The 16,035-nt window shown below is 62.4% G+C and carries 15 protein-coding genes; 13 read left to right on the forward strand and 2 right to left on the reverse strand.

What is annotated here, in order from left to right; all coding sequences use genetic code 11:
- Window positions 1–210 precede the first annotated feature (210 nt).
- A complete protein-coding gene (locus EN935_RS05155; RefSeq protein ID WP_023811796.1) occupies window positions 211–1,707 on the forward strand; it encodes a CoA-acylating methylmalonate-semialdehyde dehydrogenase in 1,497 nt (498 codons plus the stop codon).
- A 125-nt stretch (window positions 1,708–1,832) separates the two neighbouring features.
- Here EN935_RS05155 and EN935_RS05160 read toward each other — a convergent pair whose 3' ends face one another.
- Window positions 1,833–2,162 (reverse strand): nuclear transport factor 2 family protein, encoded by a 330-nt coding sequence (locus tag EN935_RS05160; RefSeq protein WP_126066760.1) that lies wholly within the window; start codon window positions 2,160–2,162, stop codon window positions 1,833–1,835.
- A 174-nt stretch (window positions 2,163–2,336) separates the two neighbouring features.
- Here EN935_RS05160 and EN935_RS05165 point away from each other — a divergent pair, with 174 nt between their 5' ends.
- Together EN935_RS05165 and EN935_RS05170 are read left to right on the forward strand one after the other, a co-directional pair.
- Entirely contained in the window at window positions 2,337–2,657 is a 321-nt protein-coding gene (locus EN935_RS05165) for a winged helix-turn-helix transcriptional regulator (protein ID WP_057145399.1), read from the forward strand.
- Between the two features lie 211 nt (window positions 2,658–2,868).
- Window positions 2,869–3,192, forward strand: a complete 324-nt coding sequence (locus EN935_RS05170; protein ID WP_245468924.1) for a hypothetical protein — start codon at window positions 2,869–2,871, stop codon at window positions 3,190–3,192.
- Between the two features lie 9 nt (window positions 3,193–3,201).
- On the opposite strand, the gene EN935_RS05175 is transcribed toward EN935_RS05170, so the two are convergent.
- Window positions 3,202–3,852: a GntR family transcriptional regulator gene (locus EN935_RS05175; protein WP_245463064.1), complete on the reverse strand. Its 651-nt coding sequence runs from the start codon at window positions 3,850–3,852 to the stop codon at window positions 3,202–3,204.
- 111 nt (window positions 3,853–3,963) lie between these two features.
- Here EN935_RS05175 and EN935_RS05180 point away from each other — a divergent pair, with 111 nt between their 5' ends.
- The 10 genes from EN935_RS05180 to EN935_RS05225 form a co-directional block, all read left to right on the forward strand.
- A complete protein-coding gene (locus EN935_RS05180) occupies window positions 3,964–4,857 on the forward strand; it encodes a dihydrodipicolinate synthase family protein (protein ID WP_109665430.1) in 894 nt (297 codons plus the stop codon).
- Window positions 4,858–5,026: 169 nt separating this feature from the next.
- Window positions 5,027–6,277 (forward strand): FAD-binding oxidoreductase, encoded by a 1,251-nt coding sequence (locus EN935_RS05185; protein WP_164771016.1) that lies wholly within the window; start codon window positions 5,027–5,029, stop codon window positions 6,275–6,277.
- A 30-nt stretch (window positions 6,278–6,307) separates the two neighbouring features.
- Window positions 6,308–7,309 (forward strand): 4-hydroxyproline epimerase, encoded by a 1,002-nt coding sequence (locus EN935_RS05190; protein ID WP_109664585.1) that lies wholly within the window; start codon window positions 6,308–6,310, stop codon window positions 7,307–7,309.
- A 334-nt stretch (window positions 7,310–7,643) separates the two neighbouring features.
- Complete coding sequence (locus EN935_RS05195; RefSeq protein WP_109664588.1) at window positions 7,644–8,546, forward strand: branched-chain amino acid ABC transporter permease LivH; 903 nt, start codon at window positions 7,644–7,646, stop codon at window positions 8,544–8,546.
- A 4-nt stretch (window positions 8,547–8,550) separates the two neighbouring features.
- Complete coding sequence (gene livM, locus EN935_RS05200) at window positions 8,551–10,146, forward strand: high-affinity branched-chain amino acid ABC transporter permease LivM (protein WP_109664591.1); 1,596 nt, start codon at window positions 8,551–8,553, stop codon at window positions 10,144–10,146.
- Window positions 10,146–11,714, forward strand: coding sequence for an ATP-binding cassette domain-containing protein (locus tag EN935_RS05205; RefSeq protein WP_109664595.1), 1,569 nt, complete (start codon window positions 10,146–10,148; stop codon window positions 11,712–11,714). Before livM ends, EN935_RS05205 begins: the two co-directional genes overlap by 1 nt.
- The gene (locus EN935_RS05210; protein WP_109664599.1) at window positions 11,714–12,442 is read left to right on the forward strand and encodes an ABC transporter ATP-binding protein; all 729 of its coding nucleotides are present in this window, start codon (window positions 11,714–11,716) and stop codon (window positions 12,440–12,442) included. Before EN935_RS05205 ends, EN935_RS05210 begins: the two co-directional genes overlap by 1 nt.
- A gap of 112 nt (window positions 12,443–12,554) precedes the next feature.
- The gene (locus EN935_RS05215) at window positions 12,555–12,902 is read left to right on the forward strand and encodes a DUF6867 family protein (RefSeq protein ID WP_109664604.1); all 348 of its coding nucleotides are present in this window, start codon (window positions 12,555–12,557) and stop codon (window positions 12,900–12,902) included.
- A gap of 137 nt (window positions 12,903–13,039) precedes the next feature.
- Window positions 13,040–14,158 (forward strand): branched-chain amino acid ABC transporter substrate-binding protein, encoded by a 1,119-nt coding sequence (locus EN935_RS05220; RefSeq protein ID WP_109664608.1) that lies wholly within the window; start codon window positions 13,040–13,042, stop codon window positions 14,156–14,158.
- 300 nt (window positions 14,159–14,458) lie between these two features.
- A partial coding sequence (locus EN935_RS05225; RefSeq protein WP_127373196.1) for a biotin carboxylase N-terminal domain-containing protein occupies window positions 14,459–16,035 on the forward strand: 1,577 nt, incomplete at its 3' end.

Genomic DNA, 16,035 nt, shown 5'->3' on the forward strand with positions numbered 1-16,035 from the left:
GTCCGGATGACAATCGCCGATGCTGCGTTCTGTGGCGAAGGAACTCAATCTCTCAATCCGTAGCAGCAATTGCATCCCGTCATTTGCGGGAATTGATGCCCGTCCGTCAATCGTTATCTACTTTTCGCACAACGGTTGCGTTCTCCGTCGCGTTGCCATCCGCCGGCCAAAGGCGGACAATGCGGCATCACAAACAAAGGGAGAGAAATCATGATCGACTACGGTCATTTCATCGGCGGCAAGCATGTCGCCGGGACCAGCGGCCGCAAGCAGGATGTCATGCAGCCGATGGACGGCTCCGTGCGCGGCACGGTGGCGCTGGCTTCGCAGGCGGAACTGCGCGCGGCTGTCGAGAATGCCAAGGCAGCGCAGCCGAAGTGGGCGGCAACGAACCCGCAGCGCCGCGTGCGCGTGCTGATGAAATTCCTCGAACTGGTCGCCCGCGACTATGACGAACTGGCCGACATCCTGGCGCGCGAGCACGGCAAGACGATTGCCGACGCCAAGGGCGACATCCAGCGCGGCCTTGAAGTGGTCGAGGTCTGCATCGGTGCGCCGCACATGATGAAGGGTGAGTTCACCGACGGCGCCGGTCCCGGCATCGACGTCTATTCGATGCGCCAGCCGCTCGGCGTCGTCGCCGGCATCACGCCGTTCAACTTCCCGGCGATGATCCCGCTGTGGAAGATCGCGCCGGCCATCGCCTGCGGCAACGCCTTTATCCTCAAGCCGTCGGAGCGCGATCCGGGCGTGCCGATGCGCATTGCCGAACTGTTCCTCGAAGCCGGGCTGCCGGCGGGCATCCTCAACGTCGTCAACGGCGACAAGGACGTGGTCGACGCCATCCTCGACGATCCCGACATCAAGGCCATCGGCTTTGTCGGCTCGACGCCGATCGCCCATTACATCTATTCGCGCGGCACGGCCGCCGGCAAGCGCGTGCAGTGCTTCGGCGGCGCCAAGAACCACATGATCATCATGCCCGATGCCGACATGGACCAGACCGTCGACGCGCTGATCGGCGCCGGCTACGGCTCGGCCGGCGAGCGCTGCATGGCGATCTCGGTCGCCGTCCCGGTTGGCAACGACACCGCCAACCGGCTCATGGAAAAGTTGATTCCGCGCGTCGAGAGCCTGAAGGTCGGTCCTTCGACCGACTCTTCGGCCGATTTCGGCCCGCTGGTGACGGCGCAGGCTCTTGAACGGGTCAAGGGTTATGTCGATACCGGCGTCAAGGAAGGCGCCAAGCTGGTCGTCGACGGCCGCGGCTTCTCCATGCAGGGTTATGAAGACGGCTACTATATGGGCGGCTGCCTGTTCGACAACGTCACCGCTGACATGCGCATCTACAAGGAAGAGATCTTCGGGCCGGTGCTCTCGGTGGTACGCGCGCCGACCTATGAGAGCGCGATCAAGCTCGCCAACGACCACGAGATGGGCAATGGCGTCGCCATCTTCACCCGTGATGGCGATGCCGCGCGCGATTTCGCTTCGCGGGTCCAGGTCGGCATGGTCGGCATCAACGTGCCGATCCCGGTGCCGATCGCCTATTACACCTTCGGCGGCTGGAAGGCGTCTTCGTTCGGCGATCTCAACCAGCACGGCCCGGACGCGTTCCGGTTCTACACCAAGACCAAGACGGTGACCTCGCGCTGGCCGTCCGGCATCAAGGACGGTGCGGAATTCGTCATCCCGACGATGAACTGATCTCGAGAGAAATTTTCGACGACAAGGGCGCGACGTTTGTCGCGCCCTTTTTGCATGGCGTCACACCGCTTCGTGCGTGCCGTCGTAGGATGGCCGATCGTCGACCGTGGGTCTCTCAGGGATGGTCACGCGTCGATCTCCAGCCGCGTGATCTGGTCATCGGCCAGTGTGAAGACGTAGTGGAGTGTCGCCGGGCTGCCGGGAAAATTGCCTGAGACGATGCCGGCGATCCGCCATGCATCGCCGTTGACCGTCGCGTCGGCGACCTCAACGGTCACCCGGTATTTTTTGGTCGTCTCCTCCATCCAGCTGCGGATGGCAGCCGAACCATGATGGGTTTTGCCTTCATCCCTGACCGTGGCGTCCGATGAGAAGGAGGCGAGCATGGCGTCGATGTCATGCCTGTTCTTGGCGACAAAATAGTCGGTCAGCGGCTGCGGAAGTTCTTCGGTCATGATTTCATCTCCGGTCCCAGTTCTGGCCGTTGACGCGAAGGTCCGCGGCCTTGTCCGGCTCCTAAAATGAGATAGACTGAAAAAATGACAAGAACCGACGAAAAGGTAAGGTACTTACTTGAAAGTAAGGTTGGGCCTGAAAGTAAGGTTAGACCCGAAAGTAAGGGCGAAGCGTTGACGCCGTTGTCGGCGGCGAGCGGCGTCGAGAATGTGCTGCGCATCCTCGAAGGCCGCTGGAAGCTGGTGATCCTGTTTCACCTGTTCGGCGGCAAGGTGCTGCGCTTTTCCGATCTCGAACGCGCGATCCCGGCGATCTCGCAGAAGATGCTGATCCAGCAGCTGCGGCAGATGGAGGCCGACGGAATTGTCCGTCGCATCGTTCATCATCAGGTGCCGCCGAAGGTCGAGTATTGCCTGACCGATTGGGGGCAGGCGCTATGTCCGGCTCTCGATGCCTTGCTGAAATGGGCAGCACTTCGCGAGCCGGAAGCCTGACGCGGATTGCGCCCCGCAACGCGCCGCAAGGATGCTTGTTTTCACATCGCGACCTCACCATATCGAATCCAGGAATGCGATAGAATTCCCTGACGACAGACCGGAAACCAGAAGGAGTGACGTGATGAAGACGTCGAATCCGGCCTGGAACGTCCCGGCATATTGAGGCTGCCCATGTGCCTCCCTTTGCCGGAACGTCAAGGCGAAGGAGGTGCCAGATGGCGCACATGTTTTCGTTCGATGGATCAGGATAGCCGCGATCGGCGCCACGCTGGCGCTGTCGACGCTACCCGCACAGGCGCAACTCATCTGCGGCGGCCACAGTGATCTTGTCGCGGGATTGGCGCAGGCCTTTCAACAAAAGCAGATCGGCTACGGTGTGGTCGGGCAAGCCGCCATTGTCGAGGTCTATGTTTCGGCAAGCGGGACATGGACCATGCTGGTGACCGACGTGCAGGGCCGAAGCTGCATCTTCGCGACCGGTGACGGATGGGAGAATACCGTCGCGGTCACCGCGACGGCGCAAGGGATCTGAGCCGTTCGATCAGCGCGTTGCGGCCACCTCGGCATGGCCGCGCAAAAGCGCCATCAGGCGCTTGGCATCCTTGGCCGCGGCCTCCTCGTCGCCGTCGAGGATCGAGCGGATCAGCGCGACATGGTGCTCGGCGGATTCGGCAAGGCCGGTGTCGGCCTTGTAGCGGAACCAGAAGCGCCGGCTGTGGGTCTGCAAGGGGGCGGCCAAACGGGCGGCGAACGGATTGTCGGCGGCCAGCGCCAGCGCTTCGTCGAGTGCCTTGTCGGCCTGGATGAAGGCAAGCACGTTGCCCGAGATGACCGCCTTCTGCATGGCGAGCGCTGCTTCGTGAAACAGGTCGGCGGCCTCGCGGGTGACGAAGCGGGCGGCCGAGCGGGCCAGGACCACCTCGACGCCGCGGCGCGCATCGAGCACGCGCAGCCAGTCGCCGGGATGGAGCGGAGCGATCGCGATGCCGGCGCGGGGCCGGACGTCGAGCAGCCCCTCCCAGGCCAGCCGTTGGATCGCCTCGCGCACCGGCGTGCGGCCGAGCCCGAGCCTTTCGATCAGGGCGCCCTCGGTTACGAAGCTCGCCGGGGCCAGTTCGAGCGTGACGATCATGTGCTCGAGCACATGATAGGCTTTGGTGGCGGCCGGTTCGGACGCGGTGCTTGCTTCCATGGATATCAAAGGCGTTCTCCTGATATATCTTGAATATATCATAACGGAATCTGTATTGACAGGCGGTTTCTTAACAGATATATGGCTGATATATCAGATGGAGACATGATCATGTGGACCGGAGTTTTCCCCGCCGTCACGACCAAATTCACCGCGGATGATCGTCTCGATCATGCCGAGATGGAGCGCTGCTTTAACCTGCAGATGGAGGCCGGCTGCGACGGCATCATCGTCTGCGGATCGCTCGGCGAAGGGCCAATGCTGTCGCCCGACGAGAAGATCGAAGTGCTGAAGACCGCGCAGAAGGTTGCCGGCAAGAAGCCGGTGCTGTTGACCGTCAACGAGGCCGGCACTCGCGAGGCCGCCAGCATCGCGAAGCGCGCCGCCAAGGAAGGCGCCAACGGCCTGATGGTGGTGCCGAGCCCGATCTACCACACCAATGCGGAAGAGACGGTCGCGGCCCTGCGCGCGGTCGCGCAGGCCGGCGACCTGCCAGTCATGATCTACTCCAACCGGCTCGCCTACCGCGTCGACGTCACCGTCGACCAGATGGAGGAGCTGGCGTCGGACAAGCGCTTTGTCGCGATCAAGGAATCCTCGGACGACATCCGTCGCTCGACCGAGATCATCAATCGCCTGGGCAGCCGCTACGACCTGTTTACCGGTGTCGACAATCTCGCCTTCGAGGCGCTGTCGGTTGGCGCCATCGGCTGGGTGGCCGGACTGGTCACCGCGTTCCCTCGCGAGACCGTCGCCATCTACCAGCTGATGAAGCAGGGCCGCCGCGAGGAGGCGCTCGCCATCTACCGCTGGTTCCGGCCGCTGCTCGATCTCGATGTCTCGACCTATCTGGTACAAAACATCAAGCTTGCCGAAGTGTTCGCGATCAACACAAATGACCGCGTGCGCATGCCGCGCCAGCCGCTGTCGGGCGAGCGCCGCAAGGCCGTCGAGAAGATCATCAAGGATGCGCTCGCGGTTCGGCCGAAGCTGCCGCAGTTCTAAGGGTCGCAATGCCGCAGTCCCCTTCATCCGACCGCTACGCGGCCACCTTCTCCCCGAGGGGAGAAGAGGTCGCCAACACCGGCGTCAGCCTCTTCTCTCCGTCGGGGAGAAGGTGGCCCGAAGGGTCGGATGAGGCGAGATTGGCACATGCAGAACGGCACGCGCAGCCATGAATAGCGATGCTGCAATCGACATCGCCATCGTCGGTGGTGGCATTATCGGTATCTGTGCCGCTGCGTCTCTGGCCGACGTGGGACGCAAGGTCACGATCTTCGATCGTTCTGGCATCTGCGAGGAGACGAGCTCCGGCAACGCCGCCGCTTTTGCCTTTTCCGATGTGCTGCCGATGGCGCACAAGGGCATGATGCGACAGCTGCCGAAATGGCTGGCGGATCCGCTCGGCCCGCTCAGCATCCCCCCCGCCTATCTGCCGAAGCTTCTGCCCTGGTTGATCCGCTTCTGGCGTGCAGGTGCTCCGGGAAAATACGAGGCGAGCCTTGCCGCTCAAGCCGGCATGATGAAGCTCGCCGAAGCGGAATGGATGGGCCTGCTCGATCGCTCCGGTACGCGGTCGATGCTGCGCGAGGATGGCTCACTGGAGCTCTACGAAAGCGAGGCCGAATTTCGGGCCGGGCTGCCCGGCTGGGCGGCGCGTGAGCGTTTCGGCATCGGTTTCCGCCATGTCGAGGGCGAGGAACTGGCCGCCTTGCAGCCGGGGCTGTCGCCGCGCTTCATCAAAGGTACGTTCGTGCCGGGATGGAAGACGGTCGCCGACCCGAAACTGCTGGGCAAGGCGGTGTGGGCCTATGCACAGGCCAAGGGCGCCCGCTTTGAGCTGGCTCGGATCAGCCAAGTCGCGGCGGATCAGGATGGTGCGACACTGACGTTGGCAGACGGCACCACAAGGCAGGCCCGACACCTTGTCGTCGCCGCCGGCGCATGGTCGCATCTGCTGGCGAGGCAACTCGGCGATCGCATTCCGCTGGAGACCGAGCGCGGCTACAACACGACGTTGCCGACGAGTGCCTTCGACGTGAAGCGGATGCTGATCTTCTCCGGCCATGGCTTCGTCGTCACGCCGCTCGAAACGGGCCTGCGCGTCGGCGGCGCCGTCGAACTCGGCGGCATCGAACGGCCGCCCAATTATAGCAGGTCGAAGGCGCTGCTGCAGAAGGCGCAAAAATTCCTGCCGGGGCTCGATCCCTCGGGCGGACGCGAATGGATGGGGTTCCGTCCCTCGCTGCCGGATTCAGTGCCCGTCATCGGCGGCGCGCCAGGAAAGCGGTCGGTGGTTTATGCCTTCGGCCACGGCCATCTCGGCCTGACCCAGGCGGCGGCCACCGGACGGTTGATCCGCGATCTTGTCCTGGGGCAGACTCCGCCGATCGATCTGGCCCCCTTCAGTCCGCAACGATTCTGATTTTTCGGGTTTTGTTTTTCGAGGAGCGTCATGGCCAAGAAATCCTTCTTCTGCATAGACGGCCACACCTGCGGCAATCCGGTGCGGCTGGTCGCCGGCGGCGGCCCGCTGCTTGAGGGCTCGACGATGATGGAGCGGCGGGCGCATTTTCTGGCCGAGTATGACTGGATTCGCACCGGGCTGATGTTCGAGCCGCGCGGCCATGACGTGATGTCCGGCTCCATCCTCTATCCGCCGACGCGCGAGGATTGCGACATCGCCATCCTGTTCATCGAAACCTCCGGCTGCCTGCCGATGTGCGGCCACGGCACCATCGGCACGGTGACGATGGCGATCGAACACGGGCTGATCAAACCGAAGACGCCGGGCGTGCTCAGGCTCGACACTCCGGCCGGTCTGGTCATTGCCGAGTACAAGCAGGTCGGCGACTATGTCGAGGAGGTGCGCATCACCAACGTGCCCTCCTTCCTCTACGCCGAGGGGCTGACGGTCGAATGCCCGCAGCTCGGCGAAATCACCGTCGACGTCGCCTATGGCGGCAATTTCTACGCCATCGTCGAGCCGCAGGCAAACTACCGCGACATGGCCGACTATTCGGCGGGCGACTTCATCGCCTGGAGTCCGGTGGTGCGGCAGCGGCTCAATGAGAAATATTCCTTCGTGCATCCCGAGAACCCGGGCATCAACCGGCTGTCACACATGCTGTGGACTGGCAAGCCGACCGTGGCCGGGGCCGATGCCCGCAATGCCGTGTTCTACGGCGACAAGGCGATCGACCGCTCGCCATGCGGCACTGGCACCTCGGCGCGCATGGCGCAGCTTCATGCCAAGGGCAAACTCAAGGCCGGCGACAGCTTCGTCCATGAATCGATCATCGGTTCGCTGTTCAAGGGCAAGATCGAAAAGGACGTCACCGTCGCTGGCAAACCGGCCATCATACCCTCGATCGGCGGCTGGGCACGGATGACCGGATTGAACACCATCTTCATCGATGACCGCGATCCGTTCGCGCATGGTTTTGTGGTCAAGTGAAGGGAAACCTGACCCAGGGGAAAGAGACTGAACGAAAAACGGATCGTGTCAGCAACGCAACGATTCCTCTCATCACCTAATTTTGACGGCGATTTCTTCGAAACGGGGCGCATGATGCAGCCGAATCGTCAAAGACATTGCGTTATGCCAATGCTAGGGTCCGCGATAGTCCAGGGGTCGGGTGTGAAAAACGGGCGATCGGAAAGGCGTGCCTCGAAAACACGCATGACGATTGAAAAATGACGTTGCAATCCGGGCTCGAAACTTTACGACTAGGGGAAATACGAAAAGGAATGCGTCTGCATGGGCGACATTCCAGGGGAGCCATGTACACATGCAGTACTTTGTCCAGCAGCTTATCAACGGGCTGACGCTGGGATCGATCTATGGGCTGATCGCGATCGGCTACACGATGGTCTACGGCATCATCGGCATGATCAACTTCGCCCATGGCGACATCTTCATGGTGGGCGCCTTCACGGCGCTGATCGTCTTCCTCGTCCTCGGCGCGCTGTTCTATTCGGTGCCCGTGGTCATCGCGCTGCTGGTCATGATGATCGTGGCGATGCTGCTCACCAGCCTCTACAACTGGACGATCGAGAAGGTGGCCTACCGGCCGCTGCGCGGTTCGTTCCGGCTGGCGCCGTTGATCACCGCCATCGGCATGTCGATCGCGCTGTCGAACTTCGTCCAAGTGACGCAAGGGCCACGCAACAAGCCGATCCCTCCAATGGTTTCGCAGGTTTACAACATCAACGGCATCAGCGTGTCGCTGAAGCAGATCATCATCGTCGTTGTCACCGCGCTGCTGCTGGCGCTGTTCTGGTATCTGGTCAACAGGACTTCGCTCGGTCGGGCGCAACGCGCCTGCGAGCAGGACCGCAAGATGGCGGCTCTGCTCGGCATCGATGTCGACCGCACCATCTCGATCACCTTCATCATGGGGGCCGCCCTTGCTGCTGTCGCCGGTACGCTGTTCCTGATGTATTACGGCGTCATTGCCTTCTCGGACGGCTTCACGCCTGGCGTGAAGGCCTTTACCGCGGCGGTGCTTGGCGGCATCGGCTCACTGCCGGGTGCGGTGCTCGGCGGGCTTCTGATCGGCTTCATCGAGAGCATGTGGTCGGCCTATTTCTCGATCGACTACAAGGATGTCGCGGCGTTCTCGATCCTGGCGATCGTGCTGATCTTCCTGCCTTCCGGCATTCTGGGCCGGCCAGAAGTCGAAAAGGTCTGAGACCATGGCCGTCACCGTATCTCCCGAGAGCGACATCGTCGCCACCCCTATCCAACGGGCCCTCAAGGAAGCGTTCTATGCCGGCGCCATTTCGCTTGGCCTGTTCGTGCTGTTCATCGGCCTGAAGACCGGCCAGAACATCTCCAATGAATTGGTCGTGACGACGCGCTGGGGCCTGCTCGCCGCGGTGGTGATCGCCACGGCTGTCGGGCGCTTCCTCTATGTCGCCTACGGCCAGCCCTTCATGGCCAGCCAGAAGATAACCAACGTTGCCACCGGCCTATTGCCGGCCAGCGTGGCGTCACGGTTCTTCCAGCTGCCGTGGTTCATCGCGGCCGTTGTCGCGGCGGTGCTGCTGTTCGTGTTGAACAACTCTCTCGCCGGATGGGTGGGAGCAGAGCCAGCCGGCTATCTGCAATTCCTGCGCGCCCTGGCGATCATCTATGTGCTCGCTTGCGTGATCTACTACTTCCGCGCCTTCATCCATGCCAACTTCACCAAATTGGGCGTCACAGCGCTGGTGCTATACCCGATCCTCGTGGTCGCGGTGCTGTCGCTGAACGCCTGGTCGATCGCCAGCGGGCTGCAGGGTTCGCTGAAATGGGTCGACAATTTCGGCATCCAGATCCTGATCTATGTGATGCTGGCCTGGGGCCTGAACATCGTCGTCGGCCTCGCCGGCCTGCTCGACCTCGGCTATGTCGCCTTTTATGCACTTGGCGCCTATGCCTATGCGCTTCTCGCCACGCACTTTGGTCTGTCGTTCTGGATCCTGTTGCCGGCCGCCGGCGCCATGGCCGCCCTCTGGGGGGTGCTGCTTGGCTTCCCGGTGCTGCGCCTGCGCGGCGACTATCTGGCGATCGTGACGCTGGCTTTCGGCGAGATCATCCGCCTGGTCCTCATCAACTGGCGCGAGGTCACCAACGGATCGGCCGGCATTTCCGGCATTCCCAAGGTCAGCTTCTTCGGACTGATGTCGTTCAACGTGTCAGACCCGAACTACATCGCCAAGGTGCTGCACATCGCCCAGTCGGGCGCCTACTACAAGATTTTCCTCTATTATCTGATCCTAGGCCTGTGCCTGCTCACCGCCTTCGTCACCATCAGGCTGCGGCGTCTGCCGGTCGGCCGTGCCTGGGAAGCGTTGCGTGAGGATGAGATCGCCTGCCGGTCGCTGGGCATCAATACGACGACGACCAAGCTCACGGCTTTTGCCACAGGCGCCATGTTCGGCGGCTTCGCCGGCTCTTTCTTTGCCGCGCGGCAAGGCTTCGTCAGCCCGGAATCCTTCGTCTTCCTGGAATCGGCCATCATCCTGGCGATCGTCGTGCTCGGCGGCATGGGTTCGCTGGTCGGTATCGCCGTTGCCGCGATGGTGATGATCGGCGGCACCGAGGCGCTGCGCGAACTCGACTTCCTCAAGCAGATCTTTGGGCCAGACTTCACGCCGGAACTCTACCGCATGCTTCTGTTCGGCATGGCCATGGTAATCGTCATGCTGTGGAAGCCGCGCGGCTTCGTCGGCAGTCGTGAACCAACCGCCTTCCTCAAGGAGCGAAGGGCTGTCTCAGGTTCCTTCACCAAGGAGGGCCACGGCTGATGAATGCGAGCACACCCATGAGCGAGGCCATCCTGCAGGTCGATCATCTGTCGATGAAGTTCGGCGGCCTGGTGGCCATCGGCGACCTGTCCTTCGCCGCCAGGCGCGGCGAGATCACCGCGCTGATCGGCCCCAACGGTGCCGGCAAGACCACCGTGTTCAACTGCATCACCGGCTTCTACAAGCCGTCGGAAGGCATGATCACGCTCAACCGGAACGACGGTACGAGCTATTTGCTCGAACGTCTGCCCAACCATGAGATCCCGGCGCGCGCCAAGGTAGCGCGCACCTTCCAGAACATTCGCCTGTTCTCGGGCATGACGCTGCTGGAGAACCTGCTGGTTGCCCAGCACAACAAGTTGATGAAGGCATCGGGCTATACGATCCTGGGCCTGTTCGGCTTCAGCGGTTACCGCAAGGCCTCGGCCGAATCGGTAGAGCTTGCCAAGCACTGGCTGGAGAAGGCCGACCTCGTCGATCGAGCCGACGATCCGGCCGGCGATCTGCCCTATGGCGCGCAGCGGCGTCTCGAGATCGCCCGCGCCATGTGCACGGGGCCGGAGCTTCTGTGCCTCGACGAGCCGGCGGCCGGCCTCAACCCGAAGGAATCGGCGGCGCTCAACGAACTGCTGATCGATATCAAGAAGACATCAGGCACCTCGATCCTGTTGATCGAGCATGACATGTCGGTGGTCATGCAGATCTCCGACCATGTCGTGGTGCTGGAATATGGCCGCAAGATCTCCGACGGCAGTCCGCAATCGGTACGCACCGACCCGCGCGTCATCGCCGCCTATCTTGGCGTCGACGACGAGGAAGTCGAGGCGGTCCTTACCGAAGTCGGCGACGAAGACGTCATCGAACAGCTCGATACGGGGCCAGATGCCGCGCATGGTCCGGGGACGTCGTCTTCGTATCTCGCCGGGCCTGTGACCGACACGGTCGGTCACAGTTCAGGCGAGCGGGTTACGGTGGCGAGGGGTGCGTCAAAGGCCGGTCAGGTCGACGCGAGATCGCTCGCCGCAGCAAACAAGGCTACCTCGCTGGCGGCCGAGAAGTCTGCTCCGGCGGCGAAGGCAAAGCCTGCTCCGAAAGCGGCGTCAAAGGCCACCACCGGGACGGCGGCGAAGTCGACTGCGCCGGCCAAGCCGGCAGCCAAGGCCCCTGTGGCGAAGGCCCCTGCGGCGACGGCTGGCGGAATCTCCAACCGTCTGGCGGCGCCTCGCGGCGGCAAGGCTGACAACCTGACCCGCATCAAGGGTATCGGTACGGTCAACGAGAAGAAGCTTAACGATCACGGCATCTTCCACTTCGACCAGATTGGCGCCTGGAAAAAGGCCGACGTCGAGGCCGCCGAAGCCTATCTCGCCTTTGACGGACGCATCGCGCGCGAGGAATGGGTCAAGCAGGCCAAGCTGCTCGGTCAGGGCAAGGACACGGAATTCTCGCGCCGGGTCGATGCGGGCAAAGTGGCGACCAGCCATACTTCCGGAAAGACTGCAAATGCGGCTTCGGGAAAGACTGCTGCCGCCAAGCCTGTGGCGGGCAAGCGTGGAGGGGGCAAGTGATGGCCGCGACAACGCTGCTCGATATCAAGGGCGTGCAGACCTACTACGGCAACATCCGGGCGTTGAACGGTGTCGATGTCACGGTCAAGCAGGGTGAGATCGTGGCGCTGATCGGCGCCAATGGCGCCGGCAAGTCGACGCTGATGATGACCATTTTCGGCGCGCCGCGCGCTCGAGCCGGCACCATCACCTTTGCCGGCACCGACATCACCCAGATGCCGACGCACGAGATCGCCCGCATGCGCATTGCCCAGTCGCCCGAGGGCCGGCGCATCTTTCCGCGCATGACGGTGATGGAAAACCTGCAGATGGGCGCCAGCCTCGACAACCTCAAGCACTATGACGAGGACGTCGAGAAGGTGTTCACGCTGTTTCCGCGGCTGAAGGAGCGTATCGCCCAGCGCGGCGGCACGCTGTCGGGCGGCGAGCAGCAGATGCTGTCGATCGGACGTGCGCTGATGGCGCGGCCGAAGCTGCTTTTGCTCGACGAACCGTCGCTGGGTCTGGCGCCGCTGATCGTCAAGCAGATCTTCGACGCCATCCGCGAACTGAACCGCACGCAGGGGCTGACCGTGTTCCTGGTCGAGCAGAACGCCTTCGGCGCGCTCAAGCTCGCCACGCGCGGCTATGTCATGGTCAACGGCAATGTGACGATGAGCGGCACCGGCAAGGAGCTGCTCGCCAATCCGGAAGTGCGCGCCGCCTATCTTGAAGGCGGACATCACTGAGTTTGGAGCGGAATGTGTGCATGCGGTATTCCGTTCCAAGTTGTTTGTTTGTCGCATGATCTTTGTCCGAAAAGTCTGCAACTTTTCGGGATCATGCTAAGGAGACTTCACCATGCAGGGCATTCTCTACGAGGAGCCGTCGATCTGGCAGTTCTTCTTCGTCACCTGTCTGCTCGGCGGCTGGGCGGCCTGGATGACCGGCAAGGCCAGCGCCCAGACATGGCGCAGCTTCATCCACCTGTTCGCCTACATGCTGGGTCTCGGCATCGGCATCCGCTTCATCCATCACGCGCTGTTCGGCGGCACGATGTTCTCGCTGCACTACTACATCGTCGACACCATCGTGCTGATGATCCTCGGCTTCATCGGCTATCAATACACGCGCACCAACCAGATGGTGACACAGTATAATTGGCTCTACGAAAGAGCTTCAATCTTGAGCTGGAAACCGAAAGGTTGACGTTCATCATTAACGCCGCCTCGGAATTGAATCGGCGTGACAAGTGCCTGAAAATCGGCAAACTATGCTTTCTGCGATAAGGGTGGGCATCGCATGAAAGCTTCATCCACGCCCACTCCGTAAATGGGAGCGTTTAAATGAAAAAGTCACTTTTGTCCGCCGTCGCCCTGACCGCGCTTGTCGCGTTCGGTGGCGCCGCGTGGGCTGACGTCATGGTCGGCGTTGCCGGCCCGATCACCGGTCCGAACGCCGCCTTCGGCGCACAGCTTCAGAAGGGTGCGGAAGCGGCTGTCGCCGACATCAATGCCAAGGGCGGCATCAACGGCGAGCAGATCAAGCTCGAAGTCGGCGACGACGTCTCCGATCCGAAGCAGGGCATCTCGGTCGCCAACAAGTTCGTCGGCGACGGCGTCAAGTTCGTGGTCGGCCACTTCAACTCGGGCGTCTCGATCCCGGCATCGGAAGTCTATGCGGAAAACGGCATCGTCGAAGTGACGCCGGCCGCGACCAACCCTCAGTTCACCGAACGTGGCCTGTGGAACGTGTTCCGCACCTGCGGACGCGATGACCAGCAGGGCAGCATCGCCGGCGCTTATCTCGCCGCGAACTTCAAGGACGCCAAGATCGCCGTCGTTCACGACAAGACCACCTACGGCCAGGGCCTTGCCGACGAGACCAAGAAGGCGATGAACGCCAAGGGCCTGACGGAAGTCATGTATGAAGGCATCAATGTCGGCGACAAGGACTTCTCGGCACTGATCGCCAAGATGAAGGAAGCCGGCGTTACCATCATCTATTGGGGCGGCCTGCACACCGAAGCCGGCCTGATCATTCGTCAGGCGGCCGACCAGGGCCTCAAGGCGACGCTGGTTTCCGGCGACGGCATCGTGTCGAACGAGCTGGCTTCGATCGCGGGCGACGCGGTTGCGGGCACGCTCAACACGTTCGGCCCGGATCCGCGCCTGATCCCCGCCAACAAGGAACTCGTCGAGAAGTTCCGCGCGCAGGGCTTCGAGCCGGAAGCCTATACGCTCTACGCTTACGCCGCCGTGCAGGCGATCTCGGAAGCAGCGACCGCTGCCAAGTCGAACGACCCGCAGGCAGTTGCCAAGGCGCTGCATGAAAACGGCCCCTTCAAGACCGTGCTCGGCGACCTGTCCTATGACGCCAAGGGCGACCCGACGCTGCCCGGCTACGTCATCTACGAATGGAAGAAGGGCGACGACGGCAAGTACACCTACATCCAGAAGATGTAAGCTCGTCAGTCTCCAGATTTTACAGATGCCCGGCGCCTCGCGCCGGGCATTTTTCTTTTGAGCCGCGTTTGCTTCCGCAGGAGCGGGCGATCGATACAGCCAGGCCTTTAGCCGGGGAATGATCGTGCGTTGACCGCAATGCCAGCGTTTCTCTTTGCGCGTCGGGATGAATGCGAAGGGGTTTGGCGCAAAGATTCTATTTCAATCGGTTTAAACGCGCGTCAATTTTGTTTGCACTGCAGCATTTTCACGCTAATCATTGCGCCGATTTCTCTTCCTTCCGTTGCTGGAGCCCAGTCCTTGGCCATCACGAAGATCCTCGTCGCCAACCGGTCCGAAATCGCCATTCGCGTCTTTCGCGCGGCCAACGAACTCGGCCTCAAAACCGTGGCGATCTGGGCAGAGGAGGACAAGTACTCCCTGCACCGCTTCAAGGCCGACGAGAGCTACCAGGTCGGACGCGGGCCGCATCTGACCCGGGACATGGGACCGATCGAAAGCTATCTGTCGATCGAGGAGGTGATCCGAGTCGCCAGGCTTTCGGGCGCCGATGCCATTCATCCCGGCTACGGGCTGTTGTCGGAAAGCCCCGAATTCGCCGACGCCTGTGCCGAGGCCGGCATCACCTTCATCGGGCCGAAGCCGGACACGATGCGGCGGCTCGGCAACAAGGTCGCCGCGCGCAATCTCGCCATCGAAGTCGGCGTGCCGGTGATCCCCGCCACCGATCCGTTGCCGGACGACATGGATGCGGTCAAGAAACTGGCCAAGGAGATCGGCTATCCGGTGATGTTGAAGGCATCATGGGGCGGCGGCGGCCGCGGCATGCGCGCCATCCGCGCCGAAGCCGACCTTGCCCGTGAAGTCACGGAAGGCAAGCGCGAGGCGAAAGCCGCTTTCGGCAAGGACGAGGTCTATCTCGAAAAGCTGATCGAGCGCGCCCGCCATGTCGAGGTGCAGGTGCTTGGCGACACGCATGGCAATGCCGTGCACCTGTTCGAGCGCGACTGCTCGATCCAGCGCCGCAACCAGAAGGTCGTCGAGCGGGCGCCGGCGCCCTATCTCGAAATGTCGCAGCGCGAGGAGCTCTGCGGCCATGCGCTGAAGATCGCCCGCGAGACCAGCTATATCGGCGCCGGCACGGTCGAGTTCCTGCAGGACGCAGACACCGGCAAATTCTACTTCATCGAGGTCAACCCGCGCATCCAGGTCGAGCACACCGTCACCGAGCAGGTGACCGGCATCGACATCGTCAAGGCGCAGATACATATCCTCGACGGCTTTGCCATCGGCACGCCGGAATCGGGCGTGCCGGCACAGAAGGACATAAGGCTGAACGGCCACGCCTTGCAGTGCCGCATCACCACCGAAGATCCTGAGCACAATTTCATCCCGGATTACGGCCGCATCACCGCCTATCGCGGCGCCACCGGTTTCGGCATCCGCCTCGACGGCGGCACCGCCTATTCGGGCGCGGTCATCACCCGCTTCTACGATCCGCTGCTGGAGAAGGTGACGGCATGGGCGCCGACGCCGGCCGAGACCATCGCCCGCATGAACCGGGCGTTGCGCGAATTCCGCATCCGCGGCGTCGCCACCAATTTGACCTTCCTCGAAGCGATCATCAACCATCCGAGCTTCGCAGACAATTCCTACACGACCAAGTTCATCGACACGACGCCGGAGCTGTTCCAGCAGGTCAAGCGGCAGGACCGTGCGACCAAGCTCATCAACTACCTGGCCGACGTGTCGGTCAACGGTCATCCCGAGACGCGCGGCCGGCCGCAGCCGAAGGCCGATGCGGCCGCACCCGTGGTGCCCTACCTCAACGGCAATGTGCCCGGCGGAAGCAAGCAGAAGCTCGATGTGCTCGGACC

The sequence above is a fragment of the Mesorhizobium sp. M7D.F.Ca.US.004.03.1.1 genome, assembly GCF_003998635.1.
Classification (GTDB): Bacteria; Pseudomonadota; Alphaproteobacteria; order Rhizobiales; family Rhizobiaceae; genus Mesorhizobium; species Mesorhizobium loti.